At 68.8% G+C, this 16,305-nt stretch carries 12 protein-coding genes and 1 rRNA gene; 5 read left to right on the top strand and 8 right to left on the bottom strand.

The annotated features are described in order from the left end of the window. Nucleotides 1–53: 53 nt before the first annotated feature. The 5 genes from glpK to BLU79_RS28560 form a co-directional block, all read right to left on the bottom strand. On the bottom strand, nucleotides 54–1,565 hold the full coding sequence (gene glpK / locus BLU79_RS28580) for a glycerol kinase GlpK (RefSeq protein ID WP_093908816.1): 1,512 nt from the start codon (nucleotides 1,563–1,565) through the stop codon (nucleotides 54–56). Between the two features lie 22 nt (nucleotides 1,566–1,587). Beyond that, the gene (locus BLU79_RS28575; RefSeq protein WP_093908815.1) at nucleotides 1,588–2,313 is read right to left on the bottom strand and encodes an MIP/aquaporin family protein; all 726 of its coding nucleotides are present in this window, start codon (nucleotides 2,311–2,313) and stop codon (nucleotides 1,588–1,590) included. A gap of 478 nt (nucleotides 2,314–2,791) precedes the next feature. Beyond that, nucleotides 2,792–4,444 (bottom strand): EAL domain-containing protein, encoded by a 1,653-nt coding sequence (locus BLU79_RS28570; protein ID WP_093909080.1) that lies wholly within the window; start codon nucleotides 4,442–4,444, stop codon nucleotides 2,792–2,794. Between the two features lie 167 nt (nucleotides 4,445–4,611). After that, the gene (locus tag BLU79_RS28565) at nucleotides 4,612–5,802 is read right to left on the bottom strand and encodes a lipid-transfer protein (protein ID WP_177001220.1); all 1,191 of its coding nucleotides are present in this window, start codon (nucleotides 5,800–5,802) and stop codon (nucleotides 4,612–4,614) included. Next, nucleotides 5,799–6,224 (bottom strand): Zn-ribbon domain-containing OB-fold protein, encoded by a 426-nt coding sequence (locus tag BLU79_RS28560; RefSeq protein ID WP_093909079.1) that lies wholly within the window; start codon nucleotides 6,222–6,224, stop codon nucleotides 5,799–5,801. The genes BLU79_RS28565 and BLU79_RS28560 overlap by 4 nt, the downstream gene beginning before the upstream one ends. A 157-nt stretch (nucleotides 6,225–6,381) precedes the next feature. Here BLU79_RS28560 and BLU79_RS28555 point away from each other — a divergent pair, with 157 nt between their 5' ends. Further along, the gene (locus BLU79_RS28555) at nucleotides 6,382–7,188 is read left to right on the top strand and encodes a M15 family metallopeptidase (RefSeq protein WP_093908813.1); all 807 of its coding nucleotides are present in this window, start codon (nucleotides 6,382–6,384) and stop codon (nucleotides 7,186–7,188) included. A 50-nt stretch (nucleotides 7,189–7,238) separates the two neighbouring features. Beyond that, nucleotides 7,239–7,775, top strand: a complete 537-nt coding sequence (locus BLU79_RS28550; RefSeq protein WP_093908812.1) for an NUDIX domain-containing protein — start codon at nucleotides 7,239–7,241, stop codon at nucleotides 7,773–7,775. A 2-nt stretch (nucleotides 7,776–7,777) separates the two neighbouring features. Here the strand turns inward: BLU79_RS28550 and BLU79_RS28545 are convergent, their stop codons facing one another. Then, nucleotides 7,778–10,144 carry a glycoside hydrolase family 31 protein gene (locus BLU79_RS28545; protein WP_093908811.1) on the bottom strand — a complete coding sequence of 789 codons (2,367 nt, stop codon included), beginning with the start codon at nucleotides 10,142–10,144 and terminating at the stop codon, nucleotides 7,778–7,780. Between the two features lie 212 nt (nucleotides 10,145–10,356). Between BLU79_RS28545 and BLU79_RS28540 the strand changes: the two genes are divergently transcribed. Both BLU79_RS28540 and BLU79_RS28535 read left to right on the top strand, forming a co-directional pair. Then, nucleotides 10,357–12,324, top strand: coding sequence for an acetoacetate--CoA ligase (locus tag BLU79_RS28540; protein ID WP_093908810.1), 1,968 nt, complete (start codon nucleotides 10,357–10,359; stop codon nucleotides 12,322–12,324). Nucleotides 12,325–12,505: 181 nt separating this feature from the next. Further along, nucleotides 12,506–13,399: a hypothetical protein gene (locus BLU79_RS28535; RefSeq protein ID WP_093908809.1), complete on the top strand. Its 894-nt coding sequence runs from the start codon at nucleotides 12,506–12,508 to the stop codon at nucleotides 13,397–13,399. A 69-nt stretch (nucleotides 13,400–13,468) separates the two neighbouring features. On the opposite strand, the gene ptsP is transcribed toward BLU79_RS28535, so the two are convergent. Both ptsP and BLU79_RS28525 read right to left on the bottom strand, forming a co-directional pair. Next, nucleotides 13,469–15,139, bottom strand: a complete 1,671-nt coding sequence (gene ptsP / locus BLU79_RS28530) for a phosphoenolpyruvate--protein phosphotransferase (protein ID WP_093908808.1) — start codon at nucleotides 15,137–15,139, stop codon at nucleotides 13,469–13,471. 82 nt (nucleotides 15,140–15,221) lie between these two features. Beyond that, nucleotides 15,222–15,671: a PTS sugar transporter subunit IIA gene (locus tag BLU79_RS28525; protein WP_093908807.1), complete on the bottom strand. Its 450-nt coding sequence runs from the start codon at nucleotides 15,669–15,671 to the stop codon at nucleotides 15,222–15,224. A gap of 563 nt (nucleotides 15,672–16,234) precedes the next feature. Between BLU79_RS28525 and BLU79_RS28520 the strand changes: the two genes are divergently transcribed. Further along, nucleotides 16,235–16,305: ribosomal RNA gene (locus tag BLU79_RS28520) — 16S ribosomal RNA — on the top strand; the annotation flags it as partial.

The raw sequence follows: 16,305 nt of genomic DNA, 5'->3' as shown, positions 1-16,305 counted from the left end.
TGGACTGTTCTTCGGCTCCAGCCGCCCGTATTGCTTCGGCTTGGCCGTCCGTTTCAGCTCTCGCCGTCCTCCTGCCAGCCGAAGCTCTTCTCCACCGCCTTGCGCCAGTTGTGGTACTCGCGGTCACGTACCTGGGCGGTCATGGAGGGTGTCCACTCGACATCTTTCGCCCAGTGGGCCTTGAGCTCGTCCAGGTCGTTCCACACCCCGGTGGCCAGGCCCGCCGCGTACGCGGCGCCCAGGCACGTCGTCTCGGAGACCTTCGGCCGGATCACCGGCACATCGAGCACGTCGGCCTGGTGCTGCATGAGCAGGTTGTTCTTCGTCATGCCGCCGTCGACCTTCAGAGTCGTGATGTGGACCCCGGAGTCCTGGAACATGGCGTCCACGACCTCGCGCGTCTGCCAGCTCGTCGCCTCCAGCACCGCGCGCGCGAGGTGCGCCTTGGTGACGTACCGCGTCAGCCCGGTGATGACACCGCGCGCGTCGGAACGCCAGTACGGCGCGAACAGGCCGGAGAAGGCGGGCACGATGTACGCGCCGCCGTTGTCCTCGACGCTCTCCGCCAGGGGCTCGATCTCGTCGGCGGTACGGATGATGCCGAGCTGGTCGCGGAACCACTGGACCAGCGCGCCCGTTATGGCTATCGACCCCTCCAGGCAGTACACGGGCGCCTCGCTGCCGATCTTGTAGCCCATGGTCGTCAGCAGCCCGCTCTTCGACGGCACCGGCCGGTTGCCGGTGTTGAGCAGCAGGAAGCTGCCCGTGCCGTACGTGTTCTTCGCCGTGCCCACGTCGTAGCAGGCCTGCCCGAACACCGCCGCCTGTTGGTCGCCCAGGGCCGAGGCGACCGGCACACCGGCCAGCTGTCCGACAGCGGTCCCGTACACCTCGGCGGAGGACTTGATCTCCGGAAGGACGGCCTCCGGGACGTTCATCGCGGACAGGATCGAGGAGTCCCACTGAAGGGTCTCCAGGTTCATCAGCATGGTGCGGCCGGCATTGGTCACGTCGGTGACGTGGTGTCCGCCGTCCGTGCCGCCGGTGAGGTTCCAGATCAGCCAGGAGTCGATGGTGCCGAAGGCGATCTCGCCGTTTTCGGCGCGAGCCCTGAGGCCAGGCACGTTGTCCAGCAGCCAGGCCGCCTTCGGGCCGGAGAAGTAGCTGGCCAGCGGCAGCCCGGTCTGCTCGCGGAAACGATCCTGCCCGTCCGAGCCACCGAGCTGGTTGCACAGCGCCGCCGTACGCGTGTCCTGCCACACGATCGCGTTGTGCACCGGCTTGCCCGTCGCGCGGTCCCACAGGACCGTCGTCTCGCGCTGGTTGGTGATGCCGAGCGCGCTGAGCTGGTCGGTGCGCAGCCCCGCCTTGGCGATCGCGCCGGCGACCACCGCCTGCACCTTCGACCAGATCTCGGTGGCGTCGTGCTCCACCCACCCGGGTTTGGGGAAGATCTGGCGGTGCTCGCGCTGGTCGACGGCCACGATCGCGCCGTCCTGGTTGAAGATGATGCAGCGGCTCGAGGTCGTGCCCTGGTCGATAGCGGCGACGAACTTGTCCGTCATGACGTCCCCTTCGTCGGTTCCTTCAGAAGGCTGCGTTGAAGATGAGCCCGGACAGCACCGCGCCGATCAGTGGTCCCACCACCGGAATCCACGAGTAGCTCCAGTCCGAGGTGCCCTTGTTGGGGATCGGGAGCAGGGCGTGGACGATGCGGGGGCCCAGGTCACGGGCCGGGTTGATGGCGTATCCGGTCGGACCACCGAGCGACATACCGATGCCGACCACCAGGAACGAGACGATCAGAATCGCCGTGCCGTTCTCGCCGAGCCCCTTGGTCAGGCCGAAGGCGAGGATCGGCAGCACCAGCGCCATCGTCGCGATGATCTCGGTGATGAGGTTCGCGACGGGATTGCGGATCGTGGGCGCGGTGGAGAAGATCCCGAGGGTCGGCTGTGCCTTGTCCTCCTCGGCATTGGCCTGGAACTGTGCGTAGTAGACAAGCCAGCACAGCACGGCACCGAGGATCGCACCGACCATCTGGCCGGCGATGTAGATGTGGACCTTGTCCCACACCCCGGTGTCTATGGCGATCCCGACCGTTACAGCAGGGTTGAGTTGCCCGCCTGACAGCGGTGCGGCGGTGTACGCGCCGGCCATGACGCCGAAGCCCCAGCCGAAGGCGATGACGACCCAGCCCGCATCCTTCGCCTTGGAGTAGTTGAGTACGACCGCGGCGACCACTCCGGCCCCGAAGAGGATCAGAATCGCGGTACCGATGACCTCACCGAGGAATATGTCTCCGTTTGTCATTGCGGCTCCTAGGCCCTGGCCGGGACGATCGGCCCCGGTTCTTCGTGCGGGGTGCGTTTCCCATGGCGACATCAGCCGAAGGCAGGGAGGTCCCGCGCCCCGCCCGGCATCCGTGACGAGCGTGCCGTCGCAGCCGAATCACCTGTGGGGGAGGGGGCCTGGGTGCAGGCGGAACGCGCGGCGCACTGCGTGGATACGCCGAGAATGTGCAGCGATGTCGGCTGACACCGGGAAGTGTTCACCGGCGTCCAGGGGGCGTCAAGGTCGCCGACGCCAACGGTTGAGGGCGTGCCGACGGGTCACGGACCCACACCGCCCGTGCGCCGTCACGCCCACTCTGGGGTGGGACGGACACCGAGGCTCTGCTGAGGCCGGCAGGCAGGCCCGTTCCTGCTGGACCCGGCAGTGCCAAAGGTCATGGATGCGCTGAGGGCTGCGGTCACCTTTCGGCCACCGCCGACCTCGTGGGGAAAGCGTCTCACCCCCTGCCGGGCTCCGCCACCGCGCACTCTGCCGGAGCGGTGGCCGCCTCCACTCCGCGAAGGATCTCGTGCCCGGGCAGCCCCGCGCGGCCCAGCACCCAGCTCGCCCCGCTGAGGGACTTCGCCGCCTTCTTCAGTGGCGCCAGACAGGATGCCGCCTGCCGGTGGTCCGTCACGCTCCCGGGCTCGCACAACACCGTGGCCAGGGACAACGTGACCGGACGTCCACCCGCCGACCAGGGTGCGTCCAGCACGGAGACGGCCAGCGGACTCAGCCCCTCCGGATCCGCCAGCACCAGGAAGTCGTCTCCGCCGATGTGGCCCACGCGAGTGCTGTCCGACGCCGCGTGCTGAAGCAGCCGCCCCACCGACCGGATCAGCTCGTCACCCGCCGCGAACCCGGCCCCGTCGTTGACCTGCTTGAAATGGTCCACATCCAGCCAAGTCAGTGCGAACGTCCGTCCGTCCGCGATCCGCCGGTCCACCTCACCGGTGATCGCGTCCGACCCGGGCAGCCGGGTCAGCGGATTGAGCCCCGCGGCCTCCTCGACCCGGGTCTCGGCGAGTGCCCGCACGAGGTCGGCGAGCCGGACGACGCCCACGCACCGGCCGTACCGGTCGACCACAGCCACATCGTCCGACGTACGGTCTCGGCCACCGACGGCGACCACGTCCAGCACTTCCCACGCGGTGGCGTCGACACCCACCGTGCGTGGCGGATCTCCGAGCTTGGCCGCGGGCCGGTCGGAGTACAGGGCGTGGCCGTAGCGGCCCGACATCGACAGCAGGAACCGGGAACGATGCACCGACCGCACCGGGACACCGTTCGTGTCCACCAGCAGCACCCCGGACACCTCCGGCGACCCGGTCAGCAGCGCCCGGACCTGGCCCGCCGACGCGGTGGCGGGCAGCAGCGCGGCCGGCCGCACGAACTCCCGCACCGACGGCCCGGAGCGTGGCGTCACCGCCAGTCCGGTGGAGCGCGGCGGAACGTATACCTCCGCCGCGGGCAGCCGAGCCGGCGGGGCGAACAGCTCGCCCTGAGCCAGCTGCGCACCCGCCGCCCTGGCGGACCCGCACTGCAGCTCCGTCTCCACACCCTCGACACACAGGAGCGCCGCCATCTGGTCGCACAGCGTCCGCATCGCCCGTACCGCCGCCGGGCGCGCCAGCATGGACGCGTCGAGCTTCACCAGATCGGGCGCCATGTCGGTGAGCAACCGAAGCGGTACGTCCCCGTCGCCGACACCGTCCGCACTGATCCGGAAACCCTGGTCCCGCAGCGAGCCGATCGCCTCCAGCAGCGCCTGCTGAGGCACATGCGTGTACGGCGGACCGACGTCGATCGTCACCTCCCACGGCAGCCGCCCCGCCGCACGCACGGCGTCGTGCAGAGGAGTGAGCCCACCGAGGTCGGCGAGGGTACCGGCGAACACGTTCACGTAGAGAGGCAGCAACGCCTCCTTGCGAGCTGCCGCACGAAACGCCAACACGGCAAGCCTGCCGTCGAGTTCGGGATCACGACGAGCCTCGGCCAGGACGTCGCCGGTCTCCGGGCGGGCAAGTATCTCCAGCCCCGCGACCCCGCTGGTCGTCAGATTGACCACTGGTTGGAAAGCGAAGCGGAGAGTATCCGTCCAGGAGTCCACGGGAGCATGATGGCGCCGCTGGAGCACGCCCGAGCCCAGTTCATAAGACGTTCACGCAGGATTCCGGGTCGGTCACACACCGTAGACATACCTGGCTGGCCTCGGTCCTACGACGATGGCGCCACGCTTGCGGGACCGCCGCCGTGTGCCCGTCGCGCCCCCGCACCTCACCGCACCGCGATCACCGCCGACCCGTGCCCGAACAGCCCCTGATTCGCCGAGATCCCTACGCGTGCCCCGGTGACCTGCCGATCACCCGCGTCGCCTCTCAACTGCCAGGTGAGTTCGCATACTTGGGCGATCGCCTGAGCCGGAACCGCCTCCCCGAAGGAGGCCAGCCCACCGCTCACATTCACGGGTATGCGGCCGCCCAGCGTCGTCGTACCCTCCCGCAGCAGCTTCGTGGCCTCCCCCTCGCCGCAGAGCCTGAGATCCTCGTACCACTGCAACTCCAGGGCGGTGGACAGGTCGTAGACCTCGGCGAAGGACAGCTCCTCCGGGCCGACGCCCGCTTCCTCGTAGGCCGCGTGCGCGATTGACTCACGGAACGTCTCGGCCGCCGGTCGCACCGCCACAGCGGAGTCCGTCGCGATGTCGGGCAGATCCAGGACGGTGTTGGGGTAACGCGGCGTCACGGTGGACACCGCCCGGATCCGCACCGGATCCCTGGCCCCGTGCCGCCGCGCGAACTCCATGCCGGCCAGCACGAGAGCCGCTCCTCCGTCGGAGGTCGCGCAGATGTCGAGCAGCCGCAGGGGATCGGCGACCACGGCGGACGTGGCGACCTCCTCTGCGGTCACCGGCTTGCGGTAGCGCGCGTAGGGGTTCAGTGCGCCGACTGCGGCGTTCTTCACCTTGACCTGGGCGAAGTCCTCCGGTGTGTCCCCGTGCACGGCCATCCGCCGACGCGCGTACAGCCCGAAGTACGTCGGATTGGTCGCACCGAGGACACGGAAACGCAGCCAGTCCGGATCGTCGGGCCGGTCGCCGCCCGCAGGCCGGAAGAACCCCTTGGGAGCCGCATCCGCACCGACCACCAGCACGACGTCCGACAGACCCGAAAGTATCTGAGCCCGCGCGGTGTTGATGGCCTGTGCCCCGGAAGCGCACGCGGCGTACACGCTCGTGACCCGGGCGCCCTGCCAGCCGAGCGCTTTGGCGAACGTCGCCCCGGCCACATACCCCGGATAGCCGCCCCGCACGGTGTCCGCGCCGACAATCGCCCCGATGTCCCGCCACTTCAGTCCCGCATCAGCGAGTGCTGCGCGGGCCGCCACCGCGCCGTACTCGACGAAACTGCGCCCCCACTTGCCCCAGGGATGCATGCCCGCGCCGAGCACCGCAACCTCTTCCGTCATGCCGTCACCCCCGTCGGTCGCCACTGCCAAGTCGTCCAGATCGTCTCCGCGTCCTCATGAAGGACCCCTGGAACGACCTCCACCTCCATGCCCACCGCCAGATCGGCGACGGTGACACCGGGAGCCGCCTGTCCCAGCACCACGAGGCGCTCGGCCACCAGCTCCACAGCGATCAACGTGTACGGCTCCCACGGAAGTTCCGGATCGGTCACATAGGGTGACGGAGGCCGGTACCGGCTGTCCGTGTACGACCAGACACGCCCGTGTCGGGACAGCGGGACCTCCTCCAGTTCGCCGCCCGAGCAGTCCGGGTTGCGGCAGTGAGTGTCGTCGCGGGGAAAGAAGACCGAGGCACAGACAGAGCACCGGGTGCCGAGAAGCCGGAAGTCGTCCCCGCCACCGGAGAACCATCCGGCGACCACTGGTGTGCGTGTGCGTGGCACAGCCCCTCCTCGCAACAGACCTGACGGGACGTCAGAAGTGTGCCACGGGCAACCGGAAAGCGGCAGGGCGGCCCGAAGGGCGAACTGCATCCGATCGCTTCCCCGACAGAGCGAATTCCTGATAGATGCAGGAGACATGACACGACTCTCGACCGCGGCACGGGGACTGGTCACCACGCTCGCCACCTTGCTGGCCGTGACCGTCGCCCCCGCCACCGCTCAGGCGAAGACCGAGCCCAAGGCGCCGAAGGACTTCGTGGCGCTGAGAACCGTGGATCCCACCATCGTTCAGGAGATGCGGTACTTCACCCCGCACAACTTCGTGGGCGAGCGCATCGACGGCTACCGGCAGCCCCTCTGCATCCTCACCCGCCCCGCTGCGGAAGCGCTCCACAAGGCCCAGAAGCAGCTGCTGCGCCAGGGCTACACGCTCAAGGTGTACGACTGCTACCGGCCGCAACGCGCCGTCGACCACTTCGTGCGCTGGGCCAAGGACCTCGACGACCAGGCCATGAAGGCCGAGTTCTACCCGAACGTCGACAAGACCCGCCTGTTCGAGGACGGTTACATCGCGGAGAAATCCGGCCACAGCCGAGGCTCGACCATGGACCTGACGATCGTCCGGCTGCCGGCGAAGCCCACCAGGCCGTACGTGCCGGGAGAGCCCCTCGTACCCTGCTACGCACCCCAGGGCGAGCGCTTCCCCGACAACTCAGTCGACATGGGCACCGGATTCGACTGCTTCGACACCCTCTCGCACACCCTTGACCCGCGCATCCAGGGCGAACAGCGCGCCAACAGGCTGCTGCTCAAGGGCACCCTCGAAGCCCTCGGATTCGTGAACCTCGCCGAGGAGTGGTGGCACTACACCTACAAGCCGGAGCCCTATCCGGACACCTTCTTCGACTTCCCCGTGTCCTGGAAATCCCTCACCAGGCCCTGATGACCGGCCCCCGGAAGACGCCCTTCCACTGATCGGATACAGTCCGCCGCGTGTCCGAAACTCAAGCCTCCATCCCCAACTCCGCAGCGGATTCCCACTGTTCGAGCTGCGGCGCGCCCTACGGAGAGGGCGTCTCCGGCTGGCCCCGCACCTGCCCGGCGTGCGACACCGTGGCCTACCGCAATCCGCTGCCGGTAGCGATCGCGCTCCAGCCCGTGTACGACACGAAGGGCACAGCCCTGGTCGTCATCACCCGAACCATCGCCCCCGCGCGCGGAGGCATCGCCCTGCCCGGCGGCTACCTCGACGACCGCGAGGACTGGCGGCAGGCCGTCGTCCGCGAACTCAAGGAAGAAACCGGCATCGACGCGGCCGGCCGCGACGTACGTCTCGTCGACGCGATGAGCTCCCCGGACGGGCACCTGCTGCTGTTCGGCCTCCTTCCGGAACGGTCCGTCGACCGCCTGCCGGCGTCGGCCGCCACGGACGAGACCGAGGGTTGGCACCTTCTGCGCAGGCCGGAGGAGCTCGCCTTCCCGCTGCACACGCTGGCCGTACGGGCGTTCTTCGAGGGCCGCTACCTCTGAGTTCACCGCTCCTCGAGCCCTCGTATGCGCACCGGACGAGGCGACGCGATCATGCCGTCCTCATGCTCCAGCTCCACGACCAGCTTCCCGCCCTCCCAGCGGGTGAGGTAGCGCTCGATCTCCGGTTCGTCCCAGCCGTCACCCGCGTCCGGCACCACCAGCCCGCCCCCGGTACGCCCCCGGGCAGGCGCCCACACCTCCAACTCCAACCCGCCGTCGTCCCCGCGTACCGGGACGACGGCACCCGCGCGCGCGAGCACCGGGATCCGGGACAGGGGCGCGTCGACGAGAATCTGCCCCGGTCCTTCGTACGCCCGCCCCGTCGCCGTGTCGTACCAGCGCCCTCGCGGCAGCTGCACCGCACGCCGGTCAGCGCCCGGATCCAGCATGGGCGCCACCAGCAGACAGTCGCCCAGCAGAAACGCATCCTCGCAGTCGCGCAGCGCCCGCTCCTCGGGCCCCGACCACCACAGCGGACGTACATACGGGGCCCCTGTGCGCCGGGCCAGATGCGCCAGCGTCACGAAGTACGGCAGCAGCCTCCGCCGCTCGACGAGCGCCACGCGCGCGTGCTCCAGCACTTCGGGACCGAACTCCCAAGGCTCCCTGCGTCCCGCCCGCAGACTCGCGTGCGTACGGAACAGCGGCAGATACGCGGCCAACTGGAACCACCGCAGATACAGCTCCGGCGAAGGACTCCCGTCGAACCCGCCCACGTCCGGCCCCGAGTAAGGCACCCCGCACAGTCCCAGGCCCATGACGAGTGACAGCGACGCCCGCAGACCAGGCCAGCCCGTGGCCACATCGCCCGACCAGGTCCCCCCGTAGCGCTGCAGGCCGACCCATCCGGACCGCGAGAAGACGAAGGGCCGCTCCTCGGGAGCCAGGTTGCGCAGCCCCTCGTAGCCCGCCCTGGCCATGCACAGGCCGTAGACGTTGTGCGCCTCCTGGTGGTCCCCGTCGCGCCCGTCCAGGGAGTGCCGGGCCGAACGCGGCAGAGTCGACTCCCCGAAGGCGGCGAACGACGTCGGCTCGTTCATGTCATGCCAGAACCCCGAAAAACCCTGTGCCAGCCGCTCCTCGTACAGCCCACCCCACCATTGCCGCACGCGCGCGTGCGTGAAGTCCGGAAAGACCGCCTCTCCCGGCCACACCACGCCCCGCACTTGCCGCCCTGAGGCGCCCCTGACAAACGCGTCCTCGGCCGTCCCGCTGTCGTACACGGCATTGCCCGGCGCGGCCTTGACCGCAGGGTCGATGATCGAGACCAGCCGGATCCCGTCCCGTCGCAAGTCCTCGGCGAGCTGCGGCAGTTTGGGGAAGCCGTCTTGGTCGACCGTGAACACCTGGTGCTCGTCATAGTGGTCGATGTCCAGATGGACCGCGTCCAGCGGCAGATCCCGCTCCTGGTAGCCCGAAACGATCCGCCGCACCTCCTGCTCGCTGCCGAAGCCCCACCGCGCGTGATGGTGGCCCAGCGCCCAAGCGGGCGGCAGCGCGGCCGCACCGGTGAGGGAGGCCCAGACGAGCAGCACGCGCGCGGGAGTGCCCACCATCACCCAGCAGCGCAGCGGACCCCCATCCATCCGCAGGTCGCTGGTCCCCGCCCGGTCATGCCCGGAGCCCGCGCCCTCCTCACCCTCCCTCAGCGTCACAGTGCCGTCCCACGAGGTGTCGTGGAACACCAGATGTGTGGCCGCGTCGGCCACCACCAACTGCACCGGCATGGTGATGTACAGCGGGTCGTCGCCAGGACCGAACGCACGGCCCGGGTCGGTGTTCCACAGCCGGTACGTCCCGTCCTTCAGCCGGGGCCCCGACGCTCGGCCTCCCAGCCCGAAGAACCGCGCGTCCGCGGCCACCTCCGACCGCTGCATCCAGCGCGCCGACCCACCGTCGACCGGCTCCCACCAACGCGGCGGCAGGTCACGGCGCAGTGTCACACCACCAGGTGTCTGCACTTCCACGGCGCCGTGCCGCGAGATGACGACCGTCACCCGCTCGGCCACGACACGCCAGCCACCGTCCTTGTCGGGCTCCAGCACAGCCCGCGGATCCGGCTCCGGACAGCGGCCCGCAAGCGCGTACGACGGCTCCGGTGCAGCCCCGTCCCACCCCCAGAAGACAGCCCCGTTCACGGTGACGACGACGCGCAGCTCTGACCGGCTGAACCGGATGACGCCACCGCCAGGACCGGGCTGAACCTCCTGCACGGGCCCGGGCACCCGAGCGCGCTCTGCGCCCCGGGGCGGCAGCCCCTCGGCGTCGGCGCGCTTCCTGCGCCACGCAGCTCGTACGGTACGCAACCCCTGGGCCGCTCCCACCGAACCGACCGCCTTCATCGAACGCACCAGGTCACGACCGTCCATGCTGCTCAGCCTGCCATCGACCGCCCCACACATGCGTGCCGTTCAACTGCCGTTCACCCGTGCCGGGACCACATCTTCACGACACGGACTATGTGGGGCGCACCCTGGTGCAGAAGTCGATCACATGGCATCGTCCGTGTCATCCGCGTCGCGCGCACACCCCAGCCGTGCGCGGAAGACGCACACGACGCGCACAGTCCGGGAGCCGCCCCATGTCGACCGTGAATCCCCAGCCGCTCTGGCAGCCAGATCCTCAGCGCATCGCACGGGCTCAGGTCACCAAGTTCCAGGCCTGGGCGGCGGAAAACCACGGCGCCCCCGCCGGGGGTGGCTACGCGGCCCTGCACCGCTGGTCGGTCGACGAACTGGACACCTTCTGGAAAGCCGTCACCGAGTGGTTCGACGTACGCTTCTCCACCCCCTCCCCGCGCGTGCTGGCCGATCGCTCGATGCCCGGCGCCCAATGGTTCCCCGGCGCCACCGTGAACTACGCCGAGCACGCCCTGCGCGCCGCCGCGACCCGCGCCGACGAGCCCGCACTCCTCTACGTCGACGAATCCCACGAGCCCCGCCCCGTGACCTGGTCCGAGCTGCGCCGCCAGGTCGGCTCCCTCGCCGCCGAGCTGCGCGCCCTGGGTGTACGCCCAGGAGACCGTGTCAGCGGCTACCTCCCGAACATCCCGCAGGCCGTCGTCGCCCTCCTCGCCACGGCCGCCGTCGGCGGCGTCTGGACCTCCTGCGCCCCCGACTTCGGCGCCCGCAGCGTCCTGGACCGCTTCCAGCAGGTCGAGCCGGTCGTGCTGTTCACCGTCGACGGCTACCGCTACGGAGGCAAGGAGCACAACCGCCGCGACATCATCGCCGAGCTCCGGCGCGAGCTGCCCACTCTGCGTGCCGTGGTGCACATCCCGCTCCTCGGCACCGAGGCCCCCGAGGGCGCGCTGGAGTGGTCCGCCCTCACAGCCGCAGACCAGGAACCGGTCTTCGAGCCCGTCCCCTTCGACCACCCCCTCTGGGTGCTCTACTCCTCCGGCACGACCGGCCTCCCCAAGGCCATCGTCCAGTCTCAGGGCGGCATCCTCGTCGAGCACCTCAAACAGCTCGGCCTGCACTGCGACCTGGGCCCCGAGGACCGTTTCTTCTGGTACACCTCGACAGGCTGGATGATGTGGAACTTCCTTGTCTCCGGCCTCCTCACCGGTACCACGATCGTCCTTTACGACGGCAGCCCGGGCTATCCCGACACGGGCGCCCAGTGGCGCATCGCCGAACGCACGGAAGCCACCCTCTACGGCACCTCGGCCGCGTACGTCATGGCCTGTCGCAAAGCCGGCGTACGCCCCGGCCGTGACTTCGACCTCTCCAAGGTGCAGTGCGTCGCGACTACAGGATCACCGCTTCCCCCCGATGGATTCCGCTGGCTGCACGACGAAGTCCGCGACGACCTCTGGATCGCCTCCGTCAGCGGCGGCACGGACGTGTGCTCCTGCTTCGCCGGAGCCGTGCCCACGCTGCCTGTGTACATCGGCGAACTCCAGGCCCCCGGCCTGGGCACCGACCTGCAGTCCTGGGACCCCAGCGGCAACCCCCTCACCGACGAGGTGGGCGAGCTCGTGGTCACCAACCCCATGCCGTCCATGCCGATCTACTTCTGGAACGACCCCGACGGCAGCCGGTACCACGACAGCTACTTCGACACCTATCCGGGCGTTTGGCGCCACGGCGACTGGATCACCGTCACCTCACGCGGCTCCGTCGTCATCCACGGCCGCTCCGACTCGACACTCAACCGCCAAGGCGTCCGCATGGGATCGGCCGACATCTACGAAGCCGTGGAGCGCCTCCCCGAGATCAAGGAATCCCTCGTCATCGGCATCGAACAGCCCGACGGCGGCTACTGGATGCCCTTGTTCGTGCACTTGGTACCCGGAGCCGTGCTCGACGAGACCCTCCTGAACCGCATCAAGCAGACCATCCGCGAACAGCTGTCTCCACGTCACGTCCCCGACGAGATCATCGAGGTCCCCGGCGTTCCCCACACCCTGACCGGCAAGCGCATCGAGGTCCCGGTCAAACGTCTCCTCCAGGGCACACCTCTTGAGAAGGCGGTCAATCCGGGCTCCATCGACAACCTCGACCTCCTGCATTTCTACGAGGAACTCGCCCGTAAGCGCGCCTGACCGAGACACCCCGGCCTCGGACGTGAACCACGGCGACGTCCGAGGCCGACCACACCGCGTCACCATCCTCCGACCTGCACGAATGCCCCTGCTTGCGTCCGCGCTCCGCTCACCCCGACGCCGTTGTCAGTGCCCCCGGTTACTGTGAGTGAGCATTGATCGACTGCACACAGGGGGAAAGATGGCGCACACCGACCACCAGACGATGCGACGCGTTCTGCGCCGCGAAATCGCCGGCACGATCGGCCTGCTGACCGACGAGCACGACCTCCGTGCCATGCGGCGCTACCGCAGCTTCACCTTCGACGACCACAAGATCTATCTGGAACAGGTGGAAGCCCTCCTCAGGACACGGGCCTCCCAAGGCAGCCACACGACGATCGCCCTCTTCGATCCGCAGGAGTACGCCGAGTTCTGCGCGGCAATGGGCCTGGACCCCGACAACGCGTCGAGCCGCACACGCTTCACCGCCGAACTCGCGACCACCGGCCCCACCGTCTGCTACGAAGGCCAGCCGCTGACAGACCTCGTCCCGGTGCTCGTCGACGAAGCCGTCCGACAAGCCACCTGGGAGTACGCGGCCACACTCCTGGCACGCCTCGGCACCTGCGCCACCTGTGGCGAGGACTTCGGCCGTGCGGCCTTTACCCGCGCCTCCGACCTTCTCGTCCGCATCCTGGACACGGCCCAGCCGGGCAGCCGACACCTCGTCTGCAGTGTCACGGGAACACCGGAAACACTCGTCTCCGTCCTGCACGCCGATGAGGACGCACAGGGCGCCACCCACCTCGACGAAGCCGAACTACTGGAGTTCACCACGGTTCTCGCCCTCGGCCTCGCTACCCGGAGCCCTGGCGGACTCGTCATGCGGACCAGCGCCCCCGGCACCTCCGACCGCATCTACGGATGGCGCCTGCGGGGAGACGGCCTGGAGCCCCTCACCGCGGGTGAAGTCTTCGACGCCTATTGCACCGACGTCGATTCAGGAGACCTCATCGCCCCGGAATCAGGTGTCGACTACTGCGTACCACCGGATCTTGGTGACGAGGAGGCGGCACCGGGCCACGACCACTGAACGCAACTGGGGCGCTCCACCCACGGGTGGAGCGCCCCACACGAACCGGCACGCGCCGTCTCGCTCCGGCTACTCGCCGGACAGCACCGCCTGAGCCGCATTGCGCGCCTCTTCGGCACTGTCCGCCGCACGCGCCGCCGCAGCAGCACGCTCGCACTGCGCCAGCGTGTACTTCGCCAGCGTCGCCCGGACGTAGGGAATCGACGCCGACCCCATGGAGAGGGAGGTGACACCCAGACCGGTCAGCACACACGCCAGCAGCGGGTCGGACGCCGCCTCGCCGCAGACACCGCAGCTCTTGCCCTCGGCCTTCGCCGCCTCGGCGGACAGCGCGACCAGGTCGAGCAGCGCGGGCTGCCATGGATCCTGCAGACGGGACACCGCACCCACCTGACGGTCCGCGGCGAAGGTGTACTGCGCGAGGTCGTTCGTCCCCAGTGACAGGAACTCGACTTCCTGGAGAATCGAGCGCGCCCGCAGCGCGGCCGACGGAATCTCGACCATCGCACCGAACTTCGCCTGTAGCCCAGCCGCACGACAGGCGTCCGCGAACGCCTTCGCGTCGGTCCGGTCTGCCACCATCGGGGCCATGACCTCGAGGTAGACGGGCAGCCCCTCCGCAGCCTTCGCGAGTGCCGTCAGCTGGGTGCGCAGCACCTCGGGGTGGTCCAGCAGCGTCCGCAGACCGCGCACACCCAGGGCTGGGTTCGGCTCATCGGCCGGCGTCAGGAAGTCAAGCGGCTTGTCCGCGCCCGCGTCCAGGACACGTACGACGACCCGGCCCTCGGGGAAGGCCTCAAGAACCTGCCGGTAGGCCTCGACCTGCTTCTCCTCCGACGGCGCCTGCTTGCTGTCGTCCAGGAAGAGGAACTCGGTGCGGAACAGACCGACACCCTCAGCACCCGCCTCGACAGCGGCCGGAACGTCGGACGGTCCGCCGACGTTGGCCAGCAGCGGCACCTTGTGACCGTCGGCGGTGGCACCCGGACCCGTCGACGCAGCGAGAGCGGCCTTGCGCGCGGCGGCGGCAGCCTCCAGCTCGGCCTTCTTCTCGTCGCTCGGGTTCACGAAGATGTCACCGGTACTCCCGTCCACAGCGATGACCGTGCCCTCGGCCAGCTCACCGGCGCCCGGTAGCGCAACCACGGCCGGCACGCCGAGCGCCCTCGCCAGAATCGCGCTGTGGCTGGTCGGCCCGCCCTCCTCGGTGACAAAGCCGAGAACCAGGGCCGGGTCCAGCAGCGCGGTGTCGGCCGGGGCGAGGTCGCGAGCCACAAGGACATAGGGCTCGTCACTGTCCGGGACACCCGGCATGGGGACCCCGAGCAAACGAGCGACGATACGATTCCGCACGTCATCGAGGTCGGCCACACGACCGGCCAGATACTCACCGGCACCCGCCAGCAGTTCGCGGTACGCGGCGAAGGCGTCGTACACGGCGCGCTCGGCCGTGCTGCCGACGGCAATCCGCCGGTCCACGTCCGCCATCAGCTCAGGGTCCTGGGCCATCATGGCCTGCGCCTCGAGCACCGCCTGGGCTTCGCCCCCCGCCAGATTGCCGCGCGCCATCAGGTCGGCTGCAACAGCCTCCACGGCCTTACGGGCGCGCCCCTGTTCACGCTCCGCTTCCTCGGCCGGAATCTGCTTGGCAGGCGGCTCGAGGACCGCCGTTCCCATGTGCCGAACCTCGCCGATGGCCACACCGTGGCTCACGCCGACGCCTCGCAGCGTTGTCTCCATCTCACCCGTCTCCGATAGTGCGGCGGGTCCCGCCGCCGCGGTGGTTATCGTCCCTAGATGCCGTCATATGGCGGCATCGACGTCACTTCCAGACGAAGAGACTGTCGCCAGCCTTCACATCGCCTTCGTCCCGCAGCTCGGAGAGGGCCTCAGCCGTGGCCTCGAGGGCCACGATCGGGCACACCGGCGACTTACCGGCTTCCTCGACCGCTGCCGGGTTCCAGCGCACGATGCCCTGGCCGCGCGTCACGGTGTCGCCCTTGTTCACGAGCAGTTCGAAGCCCTCGCCGTTGAGCTGCACCGTGTCGATACCGAGGTGAGTGAGCACACCGTGGCCCTGATCGTCGACGACGACGAAGGCGTGCGGATGGAGAGAGACGATGACCCCGTCCACGGGCGACACGGCCTCGGAGGGTTCACGCACGGGGTCGATGGCAGTGCCCGGGCCGACCATGGCCCCGGAGAAGACAGGATCCGGTACGGATGCCAGGCCGACGGCGCGTCCTGCCAGTGGGGACGTCACGGTGGTCATGGGAAGCCTCCCAGGGGTGGAGAACGATATGGGCCGTCGCTGTCTGTGCCGGACGGCACACTGTTCAGCAGCGTATGTCACATGAAGTGCCGGTTCCGCTTCGGAGTGCCGGAGTGGTCTAGACCATACCTCAAATCGATTTGCACCCGCTCCGCAGCCGCGTGTACAGTCGTACTCCTGCCTGGGGCTGAGTGACACAACATGGTGTCCTGGCTCAGCAGCACCCAACTTGTCAGATCCTATCTCGGGGTCACCTTCTGCATGCCTGCAGGTCGGTGGTCGGAGGGCCGGAAAAACACTGATAGAGTCGGAAACGCAAGAACGAAGGGAAGCGCCCGGAGGAAAGCCCGAGAGGGTGAGTACAAAGGAAGCGTCCGTTCCTTGAGAACTCAACAGCGTGCCAAAAATCAACGCCAGATTAGTTGATACCCCGTCTCCGGCCGGATCACCGGTTGGGACGAGGTTCCTTTGAAGAAAACACAGCGAGGACGCTGTGAACGGCCGGGCTTATTCCGCCTGGCTGTTCCGCTCTCGTGATGTGTCGTCCCGATTACGGGAAAACATTCACGGAGAGTTTGATCCTGGCTCAGGACGAACGCTGGCGGCGTGCTTAACACATGCAAGTCGAACGATG

Source organism: Streptomyces sp. cf386 (assembly GCF_900103585.1).
Classification (GTDB): domain Bacteria; phylum Actinomycetota; class Actinomycetes; order Streptomycetales; family Streptomycetaceae; genus Streptomyces.
Note: the sequence above shows the minus strand (reverse complement) of the source record. Positions and strands in the feature narration are given on the sequence as shown.

Coding starts and splice junctions, on each gene's coding strand:
- BLU79_RS28565 (WP_177001220.1), bottom strand. CDS start 5,802: ATGACGGAAGAGGTTGCGGTGCTCGGCGCGGGCATGCATCCCTGGGGC.
- ptsP (WP_093908808.1), bottom strand. CDS start 15,139: ATGGAGACAACGCTGCGAGGCGTCGGCGTGAGCCACGGTGTGGCCATC.
- BLU79_RS28540 (WP_093908810.1), top strand. CDS start 10,357: ATGTCGACCGTGAATCCCCAGCCGCTCTGGCAGCCAGATCCTCAGCGC.
- glpK (WP_093908816.1), bottom strand. CDS start 1,565: ATGACGGACAAGTTCGTCGCCGCTATCGACCAGGGCACGACCTCGAGC.
- BLU79_RS28525 (WP_093908807.1), bottom strand. CDS start 15,671: ATGACCACCGTGACGTCCCCACTGGCAGGACGCGCCGTCGGCCTGGCA.
- BLU79_RS28545 (WP_093908811.1), bottom strand. CDS start 10,144: ATGGACGGTCGTGACCTGGTGCGTTCGATGAAGGCGGTCGGTTCGGTG.
- BLU79_RS28535 (WP_093908809.1), top strand. CDS start 12,506: ATGGCGCACACCGACCACCAGACGATGCGACGCGTTCTGCGCCGCGAA.
- BLU79_RS28575 (WP_093908815.1), bottom strand. CDS start 2,313: ATGACAAACGGAGACATATTCCTCGGTGAGGTCATCGGTACCGCGATT.
- BLU79_RS28555 (WP_093908813.1), top strand. CDS start 6,382: ATGACACGACTCTCGACCGCGGCACGGGGACTGGTCACCACGCTCGCC.